The 16,964-nt window shown below is 57.3% G+C and carries 14 protein-coding genes; all 14 read left to right on the top strand.

Annotated elements, in window-relative coordinates; translation table 11 throughout:
• Positions 1 to 534: 534 nt before the first annotated feature.
• The 14 genes from ACFVTJ_RS23820 (at position 535) to glgX (ending at position 16,925) form a co-directional block, all read left to right on the top strand.
• Positions 535 to 1,323, top strand: coding sequence for a GntR family transcriptional regulator (locus tag ACFVTJ_RS23820; RefSeq protein ID WP_386911030.1), 789 nt, complete (start codon positions 535 to 537; stop codon positions 1,321 to 1,323).
• Between the two features lie 30 nt (positions 1,324 to 1,353).
• Positions 1,354 to 2,469 (top strand): ABC transporter ATP-binding protein, encoded by a 1,116-nt coding sequence (locus ACFVTJ_RS23815; RefSeq protein WP_386911029.1) that lies wholly within the window; start codon positions 1,354 to 1,356, stop codon positions 2,467 to 2,469.
• Positions 2,466 to 3,395, top strand: a complete 930-nt coding sequence (locus ACFVTJ_RS23810; RefSeq protein ID WP_386911028.1) for an ABC transporter permease — start codon at positions 2,466 to 2,468, stop codon at positions 3,393 to 3,395. The genes ACFVTJ_RS23815 and ACFVTJ_RS23810 overlap by 4 nt, the downstream gene beginning before the upstream one ends.
• A gap of 11 nt (positions 3,396 to 3,406) precedes the next feature.
• Positions 3,407 to 4,288: a carbohydrate ABC transporter permease gene (locus ACFVTJ_RS23805; RefSeq protein WP_386911027.1), complete on the top strand. Its 882-nt coding sequence runs from the start codon at positions 3,407 to 3,409 to the stop codon at positions 4,286 to 4,288.
• Positions 4,289 to 4,348: 60 nt separating this feature from the next.
• Positions 4,349 to 5,878: an extracellular solute-binding protein gene (locus ACFVTJ_RS23800; protein ID WP_386911036.1), complete on the top strand. Its 1,530-nt coding sequence runs from the start codon at positions 4,349 to 4,351 to the stop codon at positions 5,876 to 5,878.
• Positions 5,879 to 5,949: 71 nt separating this feature from the next.
• A complete protein-coding gene (locus tag ACFVTJ_RS23795; protein ID WP_386911026.1) occupies positions 5,950 to 8,280 on the top strand; it encodes an alginate lyase in 2,331 nt (776 codons plus the stop codon).
• 17 nt (positions 8,281 to 8,297) lie between these two features.
• Complete coding sequence (locus ACFVTJ_RS23790) at positions 8,298 to 9,047, top strand: SDR family NAD(P)-dependent oxidoreductase (RefSeq protein ID WP_386911025.1); 750 nt, start codon at positions 8,298 to 8,300, stop codon at positions 9,045 to 9,047.
• Between the two features lie 14 nt (positions 9,048 to 9,061).
• Positions 9,062 to 10,231 (top strand): SGNH/GDSL hydrolase family protein, encoded by a 1,170-nt coding sequence (locus ACFVTJ_RS23785; protein WP_386911024.1) that lies wholly within the window; start codon positions 9,062 to 9,064, stop codon positions 10,229 to 10,231.
• Positions 10,228 to 11,262: a hydroxyacid dehydrogenase gene (locus tag ACFVTJ_RS23780; protein WP_386911023.1), complete on the top strand. Its 1,035-nt coding sequence runs from the start codon at positions 10,228 to 10,230 to the stop codon at positions 11,260 to 11,262. Before ACFVTJ_RS23785 ends, ACFVTJ_RS23780 begins: the two co-directional genes overlap by 4 nt.
• The gene (locus ACFVTJ_RS23775) at positions 11,259 to 12,056 is read left to right on the top strand and encodes a sugar phosphate isomerase/epimerase family protein (RefSeq protein ID WP_386911022.1); all 798 of its coding nucleotides are present in this window, start codon (positions 11,259 to 11,261) and stop codon (positions 12,054 to 12,056) included. The genes ACFVTJ_RS23780 and ACFVTJ_RS23775 overlap by 4 nt, the downstream gene beginning before the upstream one ends.
• A complete protein-coding gene (locus ACFVTJ_RS23770) occupies positions 12,056 to 13,303 on the top strand; it encodes a glucarate dehydratase family protein (RefSeq protein WP_386911021.1) in 1,248 nt (415 codons plus the stop codon). The genes ACFVTJ_RS23775 and ACFVTJ_RS23770 overlap by 1 nt, the downstream gene beginning before the upstream one ends.
• A 168-nt stretch (positions 13,304 to 13,471) precedes the next feature.
• On the top strand, positions 13,472 to 14,170 hold the full coding sequence (locus ACFVTJ_RS23765) for a glutathione S-transferase (protein WP_386911020.1): 699 nt from the start codon (positions 13,472 to 13,474) through the stop codon (positions 14,168 to 14,170).
• Between the two features lie 343 nt (positions 14,171 to 14,513).
• Positions 14,514 to 14,693 (top strand): DUF2934 domain-containing protein, encoded by a 180-nt coding sequence (locus ACFVTJ_RS23760; protein WP_386911019.1) that lies wholly within the window; start codon positions 14,514 to 14,516, stop codon positions 14,691 to 14,693.
• Positions 14,694 to 14,849: 156 nt separating this feature from the next.
• Positions 14,850 to 16,925 carry a glycogen debranching protein GlgX gene (glgX, locus tag ACFVTJ_RS23755; protein WP_386911035.1) on the top strand — a complete coding sequence of 692 codons (2,076 nt, stop codon included), beginning with the start codon at positions 14,850 to 14,852 and terminating at the stop codon, positions 16,923 to 16,925.
• Positions 16,926 to 16,964: the final 39 nt, after the last annotated feature.

Below are 16,964 nucleotides of genomic sequence, written 5' to 3'. Positions count from 1 at the left end.
TTGCTCCCAACGTTGACATTGACCAGCGTCGTCGTGCGAGGAGAGTGTCGCATTTCTATCCGGCCCAACTGTGGCATTACTAAATGGGCGCTACAAACGATAATCGCATAACATATATTATGGAACTCGTGGGTTATTCGCTACCAGAGATGAGACGCCACTTTGCCGATATCTCAGCAAAGAACAGTTAACCGGTGGCCTAGGGACGCCTGTTCAACACAACACCAAAACCCATGCTGATTGCCCCGGCCACTGGTTTACCAAAGGCCTCGTCGCAAATAAGTCCGCTCTTTTGCTGACCGACCCTACCGACCTGCCCAACCTACGAACTGTGCTCACCGCCGCCTCAGTATCCCAGCTTGATGCCGCAAAGAGGCGTCGGGCGAGCTGAGATAGAACTTTTTGGTCCGTGCGAGAGCAAAACCAAGAGGTCTCCGCGACACACGGAGATTTTGAAGCCGACCCAGCGCTTGACATCACTCAGTCATATCGATATGTCAGAAAGAAATCTGATATCTCAGTTGTGGATTTGATATGTCTGAAACTTACGAGTTTCCATCCCTTCCCTTGTTCGAGCTCGTCACGCCTGAGGAGTTGCCGGAGGGCGGTAACATGACCAACCGGATCCATGCGCTGCTCCGCAAGCTCATCGTGGAAGTCAAGCTACTTCCGGGACGCGCCCTGTCGGAAAAAGAGATCGCCGCGCTCTTGAATTTGAGCAAAACGCCCGTACGCGAAGCGATCATCCGTCTTTCTGAAGAGGGCTTTGTGACTGTTGTTCCGCAGGGTGGCACGTACATATCGCCCATCGATGTACAGCGGTACATGGAAGCCTGCTTCATACGGTTCAAGCTGGAAGAAGGCGCGGTCATAGAGGCGACCAAACGTTATTCGCTCGAAGACATTGCGCGCCTCAAGGCCTGCCTTTCAAATCAACGCATTGCCGCAAAAGACGAAGAATTCACGAACTTCTTTCTGCTTGATGAGGAATTCCACAAGGGCATCTTTGCCGCCGCTCGTCTTCCGGGAGCGTGGAGTGTTGTCAATCAGGCCAAGGGCGAAATGGACCGTATGCGGCATCTGAAACGCGTATTTGCGGTCAGGCGCACAGAAAAGGTTATCGAGGAGCACGAGGCAATCGTTGATGGAATTGAGTCAGGCGATGTGGAAGCGGCTCGAGAAGCCGTCCAGCGCCATCTCGGATCCCTTGAAACCAAGATCGCAGAACTCTCCAAGAACCCGAAAATCTGGACCTTCATCGAGCAGGTCAACACGCGCGTCACGAGGAAGCGCGTTTCAAGGGGGTCGAAGACGCCTGACTGAACATTCAAGGCTTTTGAGGAGGGGCCTTTCATGTCTGCAGTTCAAATCAACGACGTCGTCAAGCGCTATGGCGCCCTCGAAGTCGTCCACGGTATCAATCTTTCCATACAGCCGCAGGAATTCGTTGTCCTCGTTGGTCCTTCGGGATGCGGAAAATCCACCACGCTGCGCATGCTCGCCGGATTGGAAGACATCTCGGACGGCACCGTTTCTATGGATGGCCGGGTGGTCAACAAGGTCGCCCCGAAAGACCGCGATGTCGCCATGGTATTCCAGAACTATGCGCTCTACCCCCATCTGAGTGTGGCCGAGAACATCGCGTTCGGCCTGCGCGTCAGGGGTGAGAAGCGGGCCGCCATTGACAAGGCCGTCGCGGAAGCCGCGCAGATATTGGGGCTTACCGAATATCTCGCCCGCAAGCCGGCCGACCTTTCCGGCGGTCAGCGCCAGCGCGTCGCCATGGGCCGCGCCATCGTGCGCCAGCCGAAAATCTTCCTGTTCGACGAACCTCTCTCCAATCTCGACGCCAAGCTGCGCACCCATATGCGCGCCGAGATCAAGCTTCTGCACAAGCGGATGCAGGCAACCAGCATCTATGTAACCCACGACCAGGTGGAGGCGATGACGCTTGCCGACCGGATCGTCATCATGAATGGCGGCCATATCGAGCAGGTCGGCTCGCCGATGGAGGTTTTCCTCGAACCCGCGAACACATTTGTTGCAAGTTTCATAGGCTCACCGCCGATGAACCTTCTGGACGGGACGATCGAAAGCCGCGACGGCCGTGTCACCGTTGTCCTCGGTGGCGGCTCCGGGCAGCGCTTCAATATTCCCGATGCCTTCGCGAAGAACGCGACGCAAGGACAGGCCGTCAAGCTCGGTGTGCGGCCGGAAATCATGTCGGTGGAGGCTGGCGATGGCCGCGATGTTCTAAATTGCAGCATCGACCTCGTGGAGCCTCTGGGCGCTGAAGCGCTGCTGCATGGGAAGGCTGATGGGCAGCCATTTATCGCTAAAGCCGAAACGCTTTATGGCGACCACGCCCTTAACGGCGTCAACCGGCTTTCCATCGATACCGCGCGCGTCCACGTCTTTGATACGGCGACCGGGAGATCGCTCAAAACCCCGAGTGGAGCGCGGCCATGAAACAGGATTTTCAGGGGCGCCTTCACAACCTTCAGCAAGACATGCGCCGCGACTGGCAGCTCTACCTCTTGCTCGCGCCAATGCTCATCTGGTTTGCGGTTTTTCTCTACAAACCCATGTATGGGTTGGTCATCGCATTTCAGGATTTCTCGATCTTTCGCGGCATCGAGAAAAGCCCCTGGGTCGGATTTGCGAATTTCGTGGAGCTTTTCCAGAATGACATGTTCATTCGTTCCTTCTGGAACACCATCACCATCAGCGGCCTTGGCCTGATCTTCGCCTTTCCGGTGCCGATCATTCTGGCCCTGATGTTCAACGAAATTCAAAGCGGCGTTGCCCGCAGCTGGGCGCAGACGGTCGTTTACCTGCCGCACTTCATTTCGGTTGTGATCGTCGCCGGTATCGTCATCAATTTCCTCTCGCCATCAATCGGCATCGTCAATCTTATGCTGAAAGGCCTTGGGTTTGAGCCGATCTACTTCCTGACCCAGCCGGAATGGTTCCGCCCCGTCTACATCGGCTCTTCCGTCTGGAAAGAGGCAGGCTTCGAATCCATCGTCTATCTCGCTGCCATCGCCGGCGTGAGCCCGACACTTTACGAATCCGCCCGGGTGGACGGCGCGTCGCGCTGGCAGATGATGTGGCGCATCACCCTGCCCTGCATCCTGCCGACAATCGTGATCATGCTGATCATCCGCATCGGCAATCTGGTCGAAGTCGGGTTCGAATATATCATCCTGCTCTACCGCCCATCCACCTATGAGACGGCGGACGTCGTTTCCACCTTCATCTACCGCACCGGCCTGCAGGGAACCCAGTACGATCTGGCGACGGCCGCCGGCCTGTTCAACGCCGTCATCGCCTTCGTCCTCGTCTATTCGGCCAATCGCATCAGCCGAAAAGTCTCTTCGACATCGCTGTGGTGAGGAACTGAAACATGGCAAACTTCAATCTCTATTCCCGCGGCGACAAGATTTTCGGCTGGGCAAACGCCATTCTTCTCGGCTTGTTCGTCCTGTCGACGCTCTATCCCTTCATTTACGTCCTGTCGGTCTCGCTCTCCTCGGGTGCCGCCGTCACAGCCGGCCGCGTCACGCTCTGGCCCGTAGATGTCACGCTTGCCGCCTATGACCGGGTGTTGTCCGACAGGATGTTCTGGGTCGCCTATGGCAACACCTTCATCTACACCTTCGGCGGTACCCTCATGAGCCTGGTGATCATGATCCCGGGAGCCTATGCACTTTCGCGCAAACGCCTGCGTGGCCGCACCTTCTTCAACATCGCCATCGCGTTTACGCTCTGGTTCAACGCAGGCATGATCCCCTTCTTCCTGAACATGCGCGATCTCGGGCTTCTCGACAGCCGCTTCGGCATCATTCTTGGGTTTGCGGCAAACGCCTTCAACGTCATTCTGCTGCGCAATTTTTTCGAAGCCGTGCCGAAATCCTTCGAAGAGGCCGCCAAGATGGATGGCGCCAGCGAATTGCAGCTGCTGTGGAAGGTATTCATTCCACTGTCGAAACCCGCAATCGTCACCGTCGCGCTGTTCTGCATCGTGTCGCGCTGGAACGGTTATTTCTGGGCCATGGTGCTGCTGCGCGGCGAGGAGAAAATTCCGCTTCAGGTCTATCTGAAGCGTGTCATCGTCGACCTCAATTCGAATGACGAATTCGCCTCGAGCCTGCTCACCGCCCACTATTCGTTCGAGACGGTGACATCGGCGATCATGATCGCGTCGATCATTCCAGTCCTCATCATTTACCCCTACGCGCAGAAGTATTTCACCAAAGGAATCCTGCTGGGTGGGGTCAAAGAGTAGCAGCACAAGGGAGGAGAACCTGTGAGAGCACTACGAAAAGGCGCGCCCCTACTGGCGTTGATGACAGCCGCAACCCTTTCCATGCCAGCATTGGCACAGGATACGGGCAAGATCACCCAGGACCCGCTGGAACTGACGATCCATTTCCACTTCCGCGACAAATACGTCTATTCGGAAAAATGGCCGGTGGAGCAGAAGGCCGCGGAAATCACTAATATTCATGTCCGCAACGTGGCGTCGCTGGCGACCACCAGCAGCCGCGATGCCTTCAATCTTCTGATCGCTTCGGGCAACCTTCCCGATATCGTTGGCGGCGACGCCACCGGCGGCTTGAAGGAAGACTTCATCCGTTACGGGCTGGAGGGCGCATTCATTCCGCTCGATGAGCTGATCGAGGAAAACGCCCCCAACCTCAAGGCGTTCTTTGACAGCCACAAGGAAATCCGCAACGCCATCTCCGGACCGGACGGCAAGCTTTACTTCATTCCCTATGTGCCTGATGGCAAGTTCTCGCGCGGCTGGTTCATCCGCCAGGACTGGCTCGACAAGCTTGGGCTGAAGCAACCGGAAACACCGGAAGAGGTCTACGAGGTTTTGAAAGCCTTCCGTGACAAGGACCCCAACGGCAATGGCCTCAAGGATGAAGTGCCTTATTTTGCCCGTGAGGAAATCGACGCCGTCCGCCTCATCAATCTGTGGGACGCGCGCGTTTCGGGATCCGAGCGTTATGGCGACTTTGCCGTCTATGACGGAAAACTGCGTCACCCCTGGGCGGAAGAAAACTACAAGACCGGTATTTCCAATGTCGCCAAGTGGTACAAGGAAGGCCTCATCGACAAGGAAATATTCACCCGCGGCGCCCGCTCGCGTGAATATCTCCTGGGCAACAACCTCGGCGGCATGACACATGACTGGTTTGCCAGCACCTCGACCTACAACGACGCCCTGTCGCCGAAGATCGAAGGTTTTGCGCTAAAGCCGATGTTGCCGCCCAAGACGGTGTCAGGTGACCGTTTCGAGGATTCCCGCCGTCTGCGTGTGCAGCCCGTCGGCTGGGCTATCTCGGCGACCAACGAACACCCCGTCGAAACCATCAAATATTTCGACTTCTGGTTCTCGCAGCAGGGCCGCATCCTGTCGAACTTCGGCGTTGAGGGTCTGACCTACGAAATGATCGATGGCAAACCGCAGTTCAAGAAGGAAGTCCTCGAGAACAAGGATCCGGTCAATGCCCAGTTGTGGGCGGTCGGTGCGGCGATCCCGCGCGGATACTGGATGGATTACGAATATGAGCGGCAGTGGACGAACAAGATCGCGCTTGAAGGCATCGACATGTACGAGAAGTGCAACTGCCTTAAGGACGAGTTCATGGGCGTTTCCCTGAACGCCGAGGAAAAGGCGACCTTCGACCGCTACTGGCCGAGCATCCTAACTTACATGACCGAAATGCAACAGACCTGGATTCTCGGCGCGCAGGATGTCGATACCGGTTGGGACGCCTACAAAAAGCGCCTCAGCGCCCTCGGTTACGACGAGGTCATCAAGATGATGCAATCGGCCTATGACCGCCAGTACAAGGCGGCGCAATAAACCCTCCGACCGCGATGGCGGCTTTATCGCCGCCATCCTTTCCCATCTGTTTTTATAGGAGTTAGAGCGCAATGCGTCCCTCTGCCCCGGCCATCTCCAGACAGACACTTCTCGATGAACCCCGCCCGGGCTCGTTGACCATTGGCTACGAGCCGAGCGAAGAAGCACAGCCGACGGAGAACCCTCCGCGCTTCTCATGGCTACCCGATATCGACGACGGCGCTCGTTACGTGCTGCGCATTTCGACCGATTCCGGATTTGCGGACAAAAAAACGCTCGTATTCGAAGATCTCGCCTGGAATTTCTTCACACCGGATGGAGCGCTGCCGGAGGGCCACTATCACTGGTGCTACGCGCTGTGGGATCAGAAATCCGCAACGGCGCATTCCAACTGGAGCGCCGTGCGCAGTTTCGAGATCGGTGCCGCACTGCCAAAAACGCCGCTGCCCTGCAGGTCTGCCCGCCACGCCGCCGCGCAAACCAGCCATCCCCGGCTGTGGCTCAACTCCGATCAATTGAGCGCCTTCGCCGCTGCCGTTGCGAAGGACCCCAACCATTGCGGCTGGGCTGAATTTTACGAAAAATCGGTAGAGCCTTGGCTTGAACGGCCGGTCATGCCGGAACCGCAGCCCTATCCCAACAACATGCGTGTCGCCACGCTCTGGCGGCAGATGTATATCGATTGCCAGGAAGTGATCTATGCGATCCGGCACCTGGCCATCGCCGGCCGTGTGCTCGGGCGCGACGATCTTCTCGATGCATCCCGCAAATGGCTGCTGGCCGTCGCCGCTTGGGATCCGAAAGGGGCGACCTCGCGCGCCTATAATGACGAGGCTGGGTTCCGTGTCGTGGTCGCACTCGCCTGGGGTTATGACTGGCTATACGACCATCTGAGCGAAGACGAACGCAGGACCGTTCGGTCTGTTCTTCTTGAACGGACGCGGGAAGTTGCCGATCATGTCATCGCACATGCCCGCATTCACGTCTTTCCCTATGACAGCCATGCGGTGCGTTCGCTTTCGGCAGTCCTGACACCGGCCTGTATCGCCCTTCAGGGAGAAAGCGATGAGGCCGGAGAATGGCTCGATTATACCGTCGAATTCCTCGCCACGCTCTATTCGCCATGGGCCGGGACCGATGGCGGCTGGGCGGAAGGTCCGCATTACTGGATGACGGGCATGGCCTATCTCATCGAGGCCGCCAATCTTATCCGTTCCTATATCGGTTACGACCTTTATCAGCGGCCCTTTTTCCAGAATACCGGCCGCTTCCCGCTTTACACCAAGGCGCCGGGAACCCGTCGCGCCAACTTCGGGGACGACTCCACGCTCGGCGATCTTCCTGGCCTGAAGCTGGGATACAACGTACGGCAATTCGCCGGCGTCACCGGTAATGGCCACTACCAATGGTATTTCGATCACATCAAGGCCGATGCGACGGGTACTGAAATGGCGTTTTACAATTACGGTTGGTGGGATCTTAATTTCGACGATCTCGTTTATCGCCACGATTACCGGCAGGTGGAAGCCGTGTCGCCCGCCGACTTGCCGGCACTCGCCGTTTTCGATGATATCGGTTGGGCGACCATCCAGAAACACATGGAAGACCCGGACCGGCACCTGCAGTTCGTCTTCAAATCCAGCCCCTATGGCTCACTCAGCCATAGTCACGGCGACCAGAACGCCTTTGTGCTTTATGCCCATGGCGAGGATCTGGCGATCCAGTCCGGTTATTATGTGGCGTTCAATTCGCAGATGCATCTGAGCTGGCGGCGTCAGACACGGTCGAAAAACGCCGTGCTGATCGGCGGCAAAGGCCAATATGCGGAAAAGGACAAGGCGCTGGCGCGCCGCGCCGCCGGACGAATCGTCGCGGTGGAGGAAAAGCCCGGCCATGTTTGCATCGTCGGCGATGCAACCGCCGCCTATCAGGTTGCGAACCCGCTGGTTCAAAAGGTGCAGCGCGAAACCCACTTCGTCAATGACAGCTATTTCGTGATTGTCGACGAGGTGGAATGTTCCGAACCCCAGGAACTGCAATGGCTTTGCCATACGCTCGCGGCACCGCAGACCGGCAGGTCAAGCTTCCGCTACATTGGCCAGAAAGCCGGTTTCTACGGACAGTTCGTCTATTCTTCGGCCGGCACGCCGCAAATCAGCGCCGTGGAAGGTTTTCCCGATATCGATCCGAAGGAATTCGAAGGCCTCGACATTCACCACCATGTCTGCGCCACGGTTCCGGCCGCCACCCGGCATCGCCTTGTCACCCTTCTGGTGCCTTACAGCCTGAAAGAGCCGAAGCGCATCTTCAGCTTCATCGACGATCAGGGTTTTTCCACCGACATCTACTTCAGCGATGTCGATGACGAGCGCTTCAAGCTCTCACTTCCCAAACAGTTCTAACCATACGAGGTTTTCCAATGCAGCGTTTTAACAATAAGACCGTTGTTGTCGCCGGTGCCGGCCGCGATATCGGCCGGGCATGTGCCATCCGTTTTGCGCAGGAAGGCGCCAATGTCGTTCTTACCTATAATGGTGCTGCCGATGGTGCGGCTACAGCCGTTACCGAAATCGAAAAACTTGGCCGTTCGGCTCTGGCGATCAGAGCGGACCTCACGAAAGCAACCGAGGTCGAAGCGGCCATATCCATGGCGGCCGACAAATTCGGCGAGATCCATGGCCTCGTCCATGTTGCCGGCGGCCTGGTCGCGCGCAAGACAATCGCAGAGATGGATGCGGCCTTCTGGCATCAGGTCCTCGACGTCAATCTGACATCGCTGTTTCTGACCACCAAGGCCGCATTGCCCCAAATGGCCAAGGGCGGCGCCATCGTCACCTTCGCGTCGCAGGCCGGCCGTGATGGCGGTGGCCCGGGCGCTCTCGCCTATGCGACCTCCAAGGGCGCGGTGATGACGTTCACGCGCGGACTTGCCAAGGAGATCGGCCCTGATATCCGCGTCAACGCCGTTTGCCCCGGCATGATCTCGACGACTTTCCACGACACCTTCACCAAACCCGAAGTGCGTGAAAGGGTGGCAGGCGCCACATCGTTAAAGCGCGAAGGCTCGAGCGAAGACGTTGCCGGTCTGGTGGCCTTCCTCGCGTCCGACGATGCCGCTTATGTCACCGGCGCCTGCTACGACATCAATGGTGGCGTCCTTTTCTCCTGATCCCCGGTGAAACCATGTCCGTGTCGTTTCCAAGGGCGAGCCGGATTGCCATTCTCGGCACCTCGCTCGTCCAGCAGAACCATTTTGGCGACGCCAGATCGCTTGCCACATCGGCACGCGGCTGGATGAGCTGGGCCGAGGTCCTGTCGCATGGCAGGCTTTGCTGCCCGGTTCACCATGATGCATCCGTGCCACCCGGCTGGGAGCCAAGCAACAGGCCGGGTGTCAGCCGATTCTTCACCGGCCTCAATTTCGGGGTTTCCGGCCAGAAGGCAATCGAGATCGAAAGGCGGCTGCCGCGACTGCTGCGATCGGATTTCGATCTAATCATCGTTGATGCCGGCACCAATGACATGATGATCGAAACCCGCCAGACAATCGCTGATACGCGCGCAAGGATCGCATCGGCCCTGCTCAACGCCGGCAAGACCGTGATCCTGCTTCCGATTCTTGCCCGTGGTATTGGGAAATGGCCGGCCGGAGGTGCGGAGCGGGCAAAGGCGCACTGGATCAACCGGCAGAGCGTCGAATTCGCCGCGGATCATCCCAACTGCCATGTCTTCGACTGGAACTCGGCATGGATCGATCCCGAAAATGAATTCGGGGAGCCCTATCCCGGCTATTCCGACGACGGCACCCATTTTGCGGTGGCAGGCGCTTTCGCCGTCGGAAAGCTGCTTTCCACCTATCTGGAGAGGATCGTGCCACAAGCGCCTGCCCGTATCTTGGCGAAAGACGATCGTTTTGATCCGGTGAACAATCCAGCAGGCAATCTGGCATCGGATTTTTCAGGCCTGACAGTCACGGGAATAGGTGAGAAGAGCCACCGCCTCGGCGGACGGCTAGTCCATCCCGGCACTGGCGTATGGGTTGAAGCCATATGTGATGCAGAAGTGCCAGCGCATGAGGCGGTATGGGGACTATCGCTCCGTCTTAAAGATGTTGCAGCTGATGGACAGGAGGCAGTGGCACTTGCGCCTTTCCGTTCGGAGGACGGCACATTTTTTCCTTTCCCTGCTACCGGATGGCGCGGGGCGCTGAGGACCCCTCCCCTGAAACTCAGGCCAGGTGAAGCCCCTCCTGAACTTTTCCTCGATGTGATCCTGCCGCCCGGTTCTCGGTCGATCGAAGTTGACGTCAGCCGCATCGAGGTTCGTCCTGTTTCAAGTCCGGTACGACCATGAGACAATCTCAAGACAAACCACGGCTGTTGATTGCCATGCGCGACGAACTTCCTGGAGGTTTTTTGGGTTCGCGCGAATGGGCACGGCTGAATGCCATTGCCGATATCATCCCGGGTTTCCCGTATACGGATTTCGATACGGCTGCGGGGGCCGAAGCTCTGGCCGATGCTGATATTCTGCTCTCCGCCTGGGGTACGCCGTCCCTGACGCGTGAACGCCTCGCCCGTGCGCCAAAGCTCAGGATGGTTGCCTACGCCGCATCATCGGTTCGTACCGTCGCACCTGCTGAATTCTGGGAAAGATCCGACATCCTTATCACCACGGCGGCATCGGCCATGGCCGTTCCGGTTGCCGAGTTTACCTACGCGGCGATCATCATGTGCGGCAAGGATGTGTTTCGACTGCGAGACGAGCATCGGGCAGAGCGCGGGACCGGTGGCTTTGGCAGCAGACGGGGCATGAGCCTGCCCTATCTCGGCAATTATTCACGCAAGGTCGGCATCGTCGGCGCATCACGGATTGGACGGCTGGTCATGGAGATGCTGGCGCGCGGAAAATTCGAGATCGCCGTCTACGACCCCTTTCTTTCAGCGGAAGACGCGACCACATTTGGTGCTGCCAAAATGGAGCTCGACGAGCTTCTCTCCTGGTCAGATGTGGTCTCCCTGCACGCGCCGATCCTGCCCGAAACCCGCCACATGATTGGTGCTCGTGAACTGGCGCTGATGGCCGATCACGCGATCTTCATCAATACGGCGCGCGGCTGGCTGGTCGATCATGACGCATTGTTGGCCGAGGCGCTTTCCGGACGGCTGCGTGTTCTGATCGATACGCCGGAACCGGAACCCTTGCCGACGGATAGCCCACTTTACGATTTGCCCAACGTCGTGCTTACCCCGCATATTGCCGGGGCGTTGGGCAATGAATTGCGGGCGCTTTCCGATTTAGCCATCACGGAGATCGAGCGTTTCGTCGCGGGGCTTGCCCCGCTTCACCCGGTCCACAAGCGGGATATGGAGCGCATGGCATGAGAGCTTTCAATTATTGTTTTTCGACACTCGGCTGCTCTGAACTCAGCCTGCGCGAAGCGGCCGATCTCGCGGAGCGTCATGGTATCGCAAGCGTGGAATTGCGCGCGTTGTCCGGCACAATCGACCTCATTCCGGCGCTCACCGCCGAGTTTGGCACCCCCGCTGCATTTGCGGCCTTCCTGACAGAACGCAATCTCAGGGTCGCCGCCCTCGACACTTCCGTTCGCCTGTTTGGCAGCACGGATCTTTTGGCCATCGAACCCTTCCTTGCCTGGGCAGAGGCTGCCAACATCGCCTATCTGCGGATTTTCGACGGAGGCAAGCAACCGGGGCCGGACGAGGTGGCATATGCAGCGGCGCTGCTGAACGAATGGGACGCTGTGCGGCGATCACGCGGACTGAGTGTCGATCTGATGATCGAGACACACGATGCCCTGGCGGATTTCGGCCAACTCCTCGCCTTCGTCGAACATGTGCCGGCAGCCCGAATATTGTGGGACACTCACCATACCTGGGTCCAAGGCTCCGATCTCAAAACCCTCTGGAGTCATATCGAAAGAAACGTGGTCCATCTGCACGTCAAGGACAGCACGACCGATAACGATGGGCAACGGCGCTATGTAATGCCCGGCCACGGCGATTTTCCGATGGCGCAACTGCTTTCAATATTAAAACCGGATGAAAGACATATTCCCCTCAGTCTGGAGTGGGAACGCCACTGGCATCCTGAACTGCCGCCACTGGAAGATGCCATGATGGCCGCGTCTAGCTGGTGGGAACAAGGAGCTTTTTGATGCGGATAGCCGAAATTCAACTAACACCGGTCGCAATTCCAGACCGCCCTCTGCTCAACTGCAAAGGTGTGCACCAACCGTATGCACTGCGCACCATCATCGAAGTCGTCTGCGATGACGGTACGGTTGGCCTTGGGGAAAGTTATGGAAGTATCAAGGCACTGGAAGGTTTACGATGCGCGGCTCCCGCACTTGTCGGACTGGATCCGTTTCATCTGCATGAAATGAAATCGCGTATTTTCGCCGCCTTGCCGGGCACTGGTGGGATCAATGCCAAATCGGCTGTTGCTGACCACAAGCTCACGGATGTCGTTGTTTCGGCCTTTGAAGTTCCTTGTCTCGACATTCAGGGCAAGATCCTGGGCCGCCCGGTGTGCGATCTCCTCGGCGGTGCTGTCCGGACGAGTGTACCTTTCAGTGCCTATCTGTTTTTCAAGTTTGCGGCGCATATCGGCGAGGAGCCAGACGAATGGGGGGAAATCCTGACACCGGACCAGATGGTTGGCGAAGCTCGCAGGATGGTCGCAAAATACGGCTTCCAGTCACTGAAACTAAAAGGAGGAGTGCTCCACCCCGACCTTGAAATAGAGACAATGCTGAAACTTCGGGAAGCCTTCCCGCGTCATCCTTTGCGAATTGATCCAAACGGCGCCTGGACCGTCGAGACCGCGATCTATGTGGCGCGCAAACTTGAAAACGTTCTGGAATATCTGGAAGATCCTGTTTTGGGCATGGACCAGATGGCGCAAGTAGCGGCTGCAACCTCAATTCCCCTTGCGACAAATATGATCGTACTCGAGTTCGATCACATTGCGGATGCCTTTGAGAAAAAGGCAGTGAATATAGTTCTTTCGGACCATCATTACTGGGGCGGACTTCGGGCCTCGTCTCATCTTGCAAAAACCTGCGAAGTGCTGGGCCTTGGCCTTTCCATGCATTCGAACTCACATTTGGGCATCACCCTCGCCGCGATGGTCCACGCCGCTGCCGCGACACCAAATCTCACCTTCGACTGCGATACGCACTACCCATGGACCGCTACCGACGTAACGGAGGGAACCCCCTTCACTTTCCGCAACGGGAAACTTCGCTTGCCGGAAAACCCCGGGCTTGGCGTATCACTGGACAGAAAAAAACTTGCGTCCCTTGCGGCACTTTATGAAAAAAGCAGTTCGAAGGAACGCGACGATACGGCATACATGAAGCTGTTTGATCCGCGATATGAGAGACTTGTGCCACGCTGGTGACCTTGCTTCAGGTTTGCCAGGATTAGACATAGCGCCGCGTCGCGACGAGACATGTCTTTCGTCGCGGACATTGTGCCCTTGCGACTACCGTGCGTCGATCTGAACTAGCTCTACCGGAACTGGCGACCGCCCGCTTCGTTAGTGCATCGCACGAGGAGGTACTGCGACATGAACAGCTTCGAACTCTATTACTGGCCAGTTCCGTTTCGAGGTCAGTTTATTCGCGGAATTCTGGCGTATGGCGGAAGCTCCTGGGACGAACACCCTGTTGATGAGATCGAAGAGATTATGGGCCGTGAGCCGGGAAAACAGCCGGTCGCCTTCATGGGGCCGCCGGTTTTGATTGACCGCGAACGACGTTTCGCAATTTCCCAGATGCCTGCAATCGCAATATATCTTGGTGAGCGGCTGGATCTCCTGCCGAAAACTTTCGAGGGCCGCGCGCTCACCGCCAAACTCGTGAACGATGCCAACGACGTTCTTGACGAATTGACGCTCGACGGTGGGCGCGAGATGTGGACACCTGAAAAGTGGGAAAAGTTCGTCCCTCGTTTGCAGAAATGGGTGCGCATTTTCGAGAATAACGGAACAAGGAATGGCCTGAGAGCGGATACCGGCTTTTTGCTCGGAACCGAAAGTCCCGGCGTCGCCGATATTGTAACCGCAATTCTCTGGGGGACTATGGCTGACCGCTTCCCGACTATCAGGCAGATCATAGATGACACTTCGCCAGTCATTCAGAGCCTTGCAACGCGAGTGAACGGTATGACGCCTCTGGAAGACTTGAGCCGCCGGAGTTTTGAAGACTATGGTGAAGCCTATTGCGGCGGCGAGATCGAGATATCCCTTCGAAAAGTGGCTGGCTGACCTTGCTTGTGGCGAGTTTCTCCAGACAATAAAACCGGTTGCAGGCCGGACCCGGCTGCGAGAGCCAGTTGCTGCCGAATGGACGAAAGCTCTGTCGCCAACCTCGGTCACACCGCGTGGGTCCTTCCGTTCAGCCTCCGACGCTTACTTGGTGTAAAGAACCCGACCCGCGTCTTGCTGATGACACTCGTTCAAGCGTCTTCGATCACGGATGCGGTGTCCGCGGATAAATTGGGTCCACCTGCGCCGCCCTTTGCCTGCGTCGATGTTTGATATCCGCGGAACTTTCGTCGGCAAGCGGTGTTGGACACGACATCGATGTTCAATGCTACGGGAGAACGATATGGGTACCGACCGCGAGGAATGGATCTCAAAGCGCGCTTACGAACTCTGGGAACAGGCCGGACGGCCTGAAGGACAGGACGAAGAACAATGGCACGCCGCCAGCGCGGAATGGGCGGCTGAATTCGGGCCGGTCGAGGCACCCCTTCCAAACGACATTTCTACGGAAAATCCTGACTAGCAGCGTAACGGGTCGCGGGATCCTCACAAGGGTTAACTGTTCTGGCAGGCAGAAACCCTTGTGTCGAGTTCAGGCGACCGCTGACCGGCAAGCGATTGCATGTTCCGAAGCGCTTGGGACACCGCCTTTTCCAAATTAGTATTTTCAGAGGCAAAAATGATCAGCAGATATTCCCGTATCGGCCCCGGCGACCATCGTCAGCTGGGCGCGATTGCGGACAATGACGGCGTGAATTTCGCGCTATTCAGCGCGCATGCGCAGCGGGTGGAACTCTGCCTGTTTGCAGAGGATGCAAAGACGGAAATCGAGCGGATCGAACTTCCCGAGTATACCAACGAGGTTTGGCATGGCTACGTGCCGGGCCTGAAACCCGGCGCGCTTTATGGGTATCGTGTCTACGGGCCGTTCGATCCGGAAAGCGGCCACCGTTTCAACCCTCATAAACTTCTGCTTGACCCTTACGCTCGCGACCTCGTAGGGGAAATCGAGTGGGGACAGCCCCAGTTTGCATATGTAATAAACAGTGCGGACAAGGACTTATCCTTCGATGAAACCGACAGCGCGCCGTTTGTTCCCAAAGCCCGGATTGTCGGATCTACAGAGAAACGTGCTCTCGTAACCCGCCCTGAAATTCCGTGGTCCAGGACGATATTCTACGAAACCCATGTCAAAGGCTTCACGCAGTTACACTCGGCTGTTCCGCAAGAGCTTCGCGGGACTTTCGAAGGCCTCGGTCATAAAAACATTGTCGATTATGTCAAAAGCCTTGGCATCACCTCCATCGAGCTGTTGCCGATCCACTGGTTCCCGGACGACGCCCACTTGTTGGACAAAGGTTTGAAGAACTTCTGGGGATATAACACGCTGGCTTTCTTCGCGCCGGCCAACCGATATTTTGGCCCTCGCGGCGTTGATGGTTTCCGCGACATGGTTCGCGCATTTCACGATGCCGGTATCGAAGTCATTCTCGATGTCGTCTACAACCATACAGCCGAAGGCAATGAGATGGGGCCGACGCTCTCCTTCAGGGGTATCGACAACTTCTCTTATTATCGCACGATGCCGGATCAGGCCCGGTATTACATCAATGATACCGGCACCGGAAACACGATAAATACATCCCACCCCAGGGTACTGCAGATGATCACGGACTCTCTGCGCTATTGGGCGCAAGAGATGGAGATCGATGGCTTCCGGTTTGATCTTGGAACAATTCTCGGGCGCGAGCCTGAAGGTTTTGACCAGCGCAGCGGCTTCTTCGATGCGGTTGGGCAGGATCCGGTTCTGTCGCGTTTGAAGCTGGTCGGTGAACCCTGGGACATCGGCCCCGGCGGATATCAGGTAGGCGGTTTTCCTCCCGGCTGGGCCGAATGGAATGACAAGTACCGCGATACCGTGCGCGACTACTGGCGGGATAAAGACGGGACCACTCCGGATTTCGCCGCACGAATTCTTGGTTCCGGTGACGTCTATGACAGGCGCGGCCGCCGCCCCTGGTCGGGCGTCAATTTCCTCACGGCCCACGATGGCTTCACCCTTAACGATCTTGTCTCGTACAACGACAAACACAATGAGGCCAACGGGGAAGACAACAAGGATGGTCATGGCGACAACCGAAGTTTCAATTTTGGCGTCGAGGGCCCAACGGACGATGAGACAATCATTGCGCTGCGCGATCGCCAGAAGCGTAACTTCCTGGCGACGCTGTTCCTCTCTCACGGGACGCCCATGCTGCTGGCAGGCGACGAATTCGGCCGTAGCCAGATGGGCAACAATAACGGCTATTGTCAGGATAGCGAACTCAGCTGGGTCCATTGGGACGATCTGCCTGAAAGCGCCGACCAACTCCGCAATTTCGTCCGCAAACTGATCGCGTTGCGCCATTCTCATTCCATCCTGAGGCGCGACGATTGGCGTGATGGCATGGTCATTACCTGGTACAATCCCGCTGCGACCGAACAGACGGAGGAACAGTGGGCCGACCCCGGCGCGACCACCATCGGTCTACGCGTCTCCCGTGATCATGACGAGGAAGAGGGCTGGGACGACATTCTCATCCTCTTCAATCCACATGACGGGCACGTGCCGTTCGCCTTGCCCGAGGTTGAGGGCGGCTGGTTTGAAGTGCTGACCACCGCCGACCCTTTCCTGGAAGAGCGGAAGGTAGGGGATTCTCCGTATGATCTGGTCGAACGCAGTCTGGTCCTGCTTCGCTCCGGGAAGCACCGCTGACGTAGATGGCGGGCGCCGTCGAGCGTTGCTCCGGTCAAA

The sequence above is a fragment of the Agrobacterium sp. NPDC058088 genome (genome assembly GCF_042885035.1).
Lineage (GTDB): Bacteria > Pseudomonadota > Alphaproteobacteria > Rhizobiales > Rhizobiaceae > Agrobacterium.
This window is presented reverse-complemented; position numbering and strand designations above follow the sequence as displayed.

Coding starts and splice junctions, on each gene's coding strand:
- ACFVTJ_RS23820 (WP_386911030.1), top strand. CDS start 535: ATGTCTGAAACTTACGAGTTTCCATCCCTTCCCTTGTTCGAGCTCGTC.
- ACFVTJ_RS23815 (WP_386911029.1), top strand. CDS start 1,354: ATGTCTGCAGTTCAAATCAACGACGTCGTCAAGCGCTATGGCGCCCTC.
- ACFVTJ_RS23810 (WP_386911028.1), top strand. CDS start 2,466: ATGAAACAGGATTTTCAGGGGCGCCTTCACAACCTTCAGCAAGACATG.
- ACFVTJ_RS23805 (WP_386911027.1), top strand. CDS start 3,407: ATGGCAAACTTCAATCTCTATTCCCGCGGCGACAAGATTTTCGGCTGG.
- ACFVTJ_RS23800 (WP_386911036.1), top strand. CDS start 4,349: ATGACAGCCGCAACCCTTTCCATGCCAGCATTGGCACAGGATACGGGC.
- ACFVTJ_RS23795 (WP_386911026.1), top strand. CDS start 5,950: ATGCGTCCCTCTGCCCCGGCCATCTCCAGACAGACACTTCTCGATGAA.
- ACFVTJ_RS23790 (WP_386911025.1), top strand. CDS start 8,298: ATGCAGCGTTTTAACAATAAGACCGTTGTTGTCGCCGGTGCCGGCCGC.
- ACFVTJ_RS23785 (WP_386911024.1), top strand. CDS start 9,062: ATGTCCGTGTCGTTTCCAAGGGCGAGCCGGATTGCCATTCTCGGCACC.
- ACFVTJ_RS23780 (WP_386911023.1), top strand. CDS start 10,228: ATGAGACAATCTCAAGACAAACCACGGCTGTTGATTGCCATGCGCGAC.
- ACFVTJ_RS23775 (WP_386911022.1), top strand. CDS start 11,259: ATGAGAGCTTTCAATTATTGTTTTTCGACACTCGGCTGCTCTGAACTC.
- ACFVTJ_RS23770 (WP_386911021.1), top strand. CDS start 12,056: ATGCGGATAGCCGAAATTCAACTAACACCGGTCGCAATTCCAGACCGC.
- ACFVTJ_RS23765 (WP_386911020.1), top strand. CDS start 13,472: ATGAACAGCTTCGAACTCTATTACTGGCCAGTTCCGTTTCGAGGTCAG.
- ACFVTJ_RS23760 (WP_386911019.1), top strand. CDS start 14,514: ATGGGTACCGACCGCGAGGAATGGATCTCAAAGCGCGCTTACGAACTC.
- glgX (WP_386911035.1), top strand. CDS start 14,850: ATGATCAGCAGATATTCCCGTATCGGCCCCGGCGACCATCGTCAGCTG.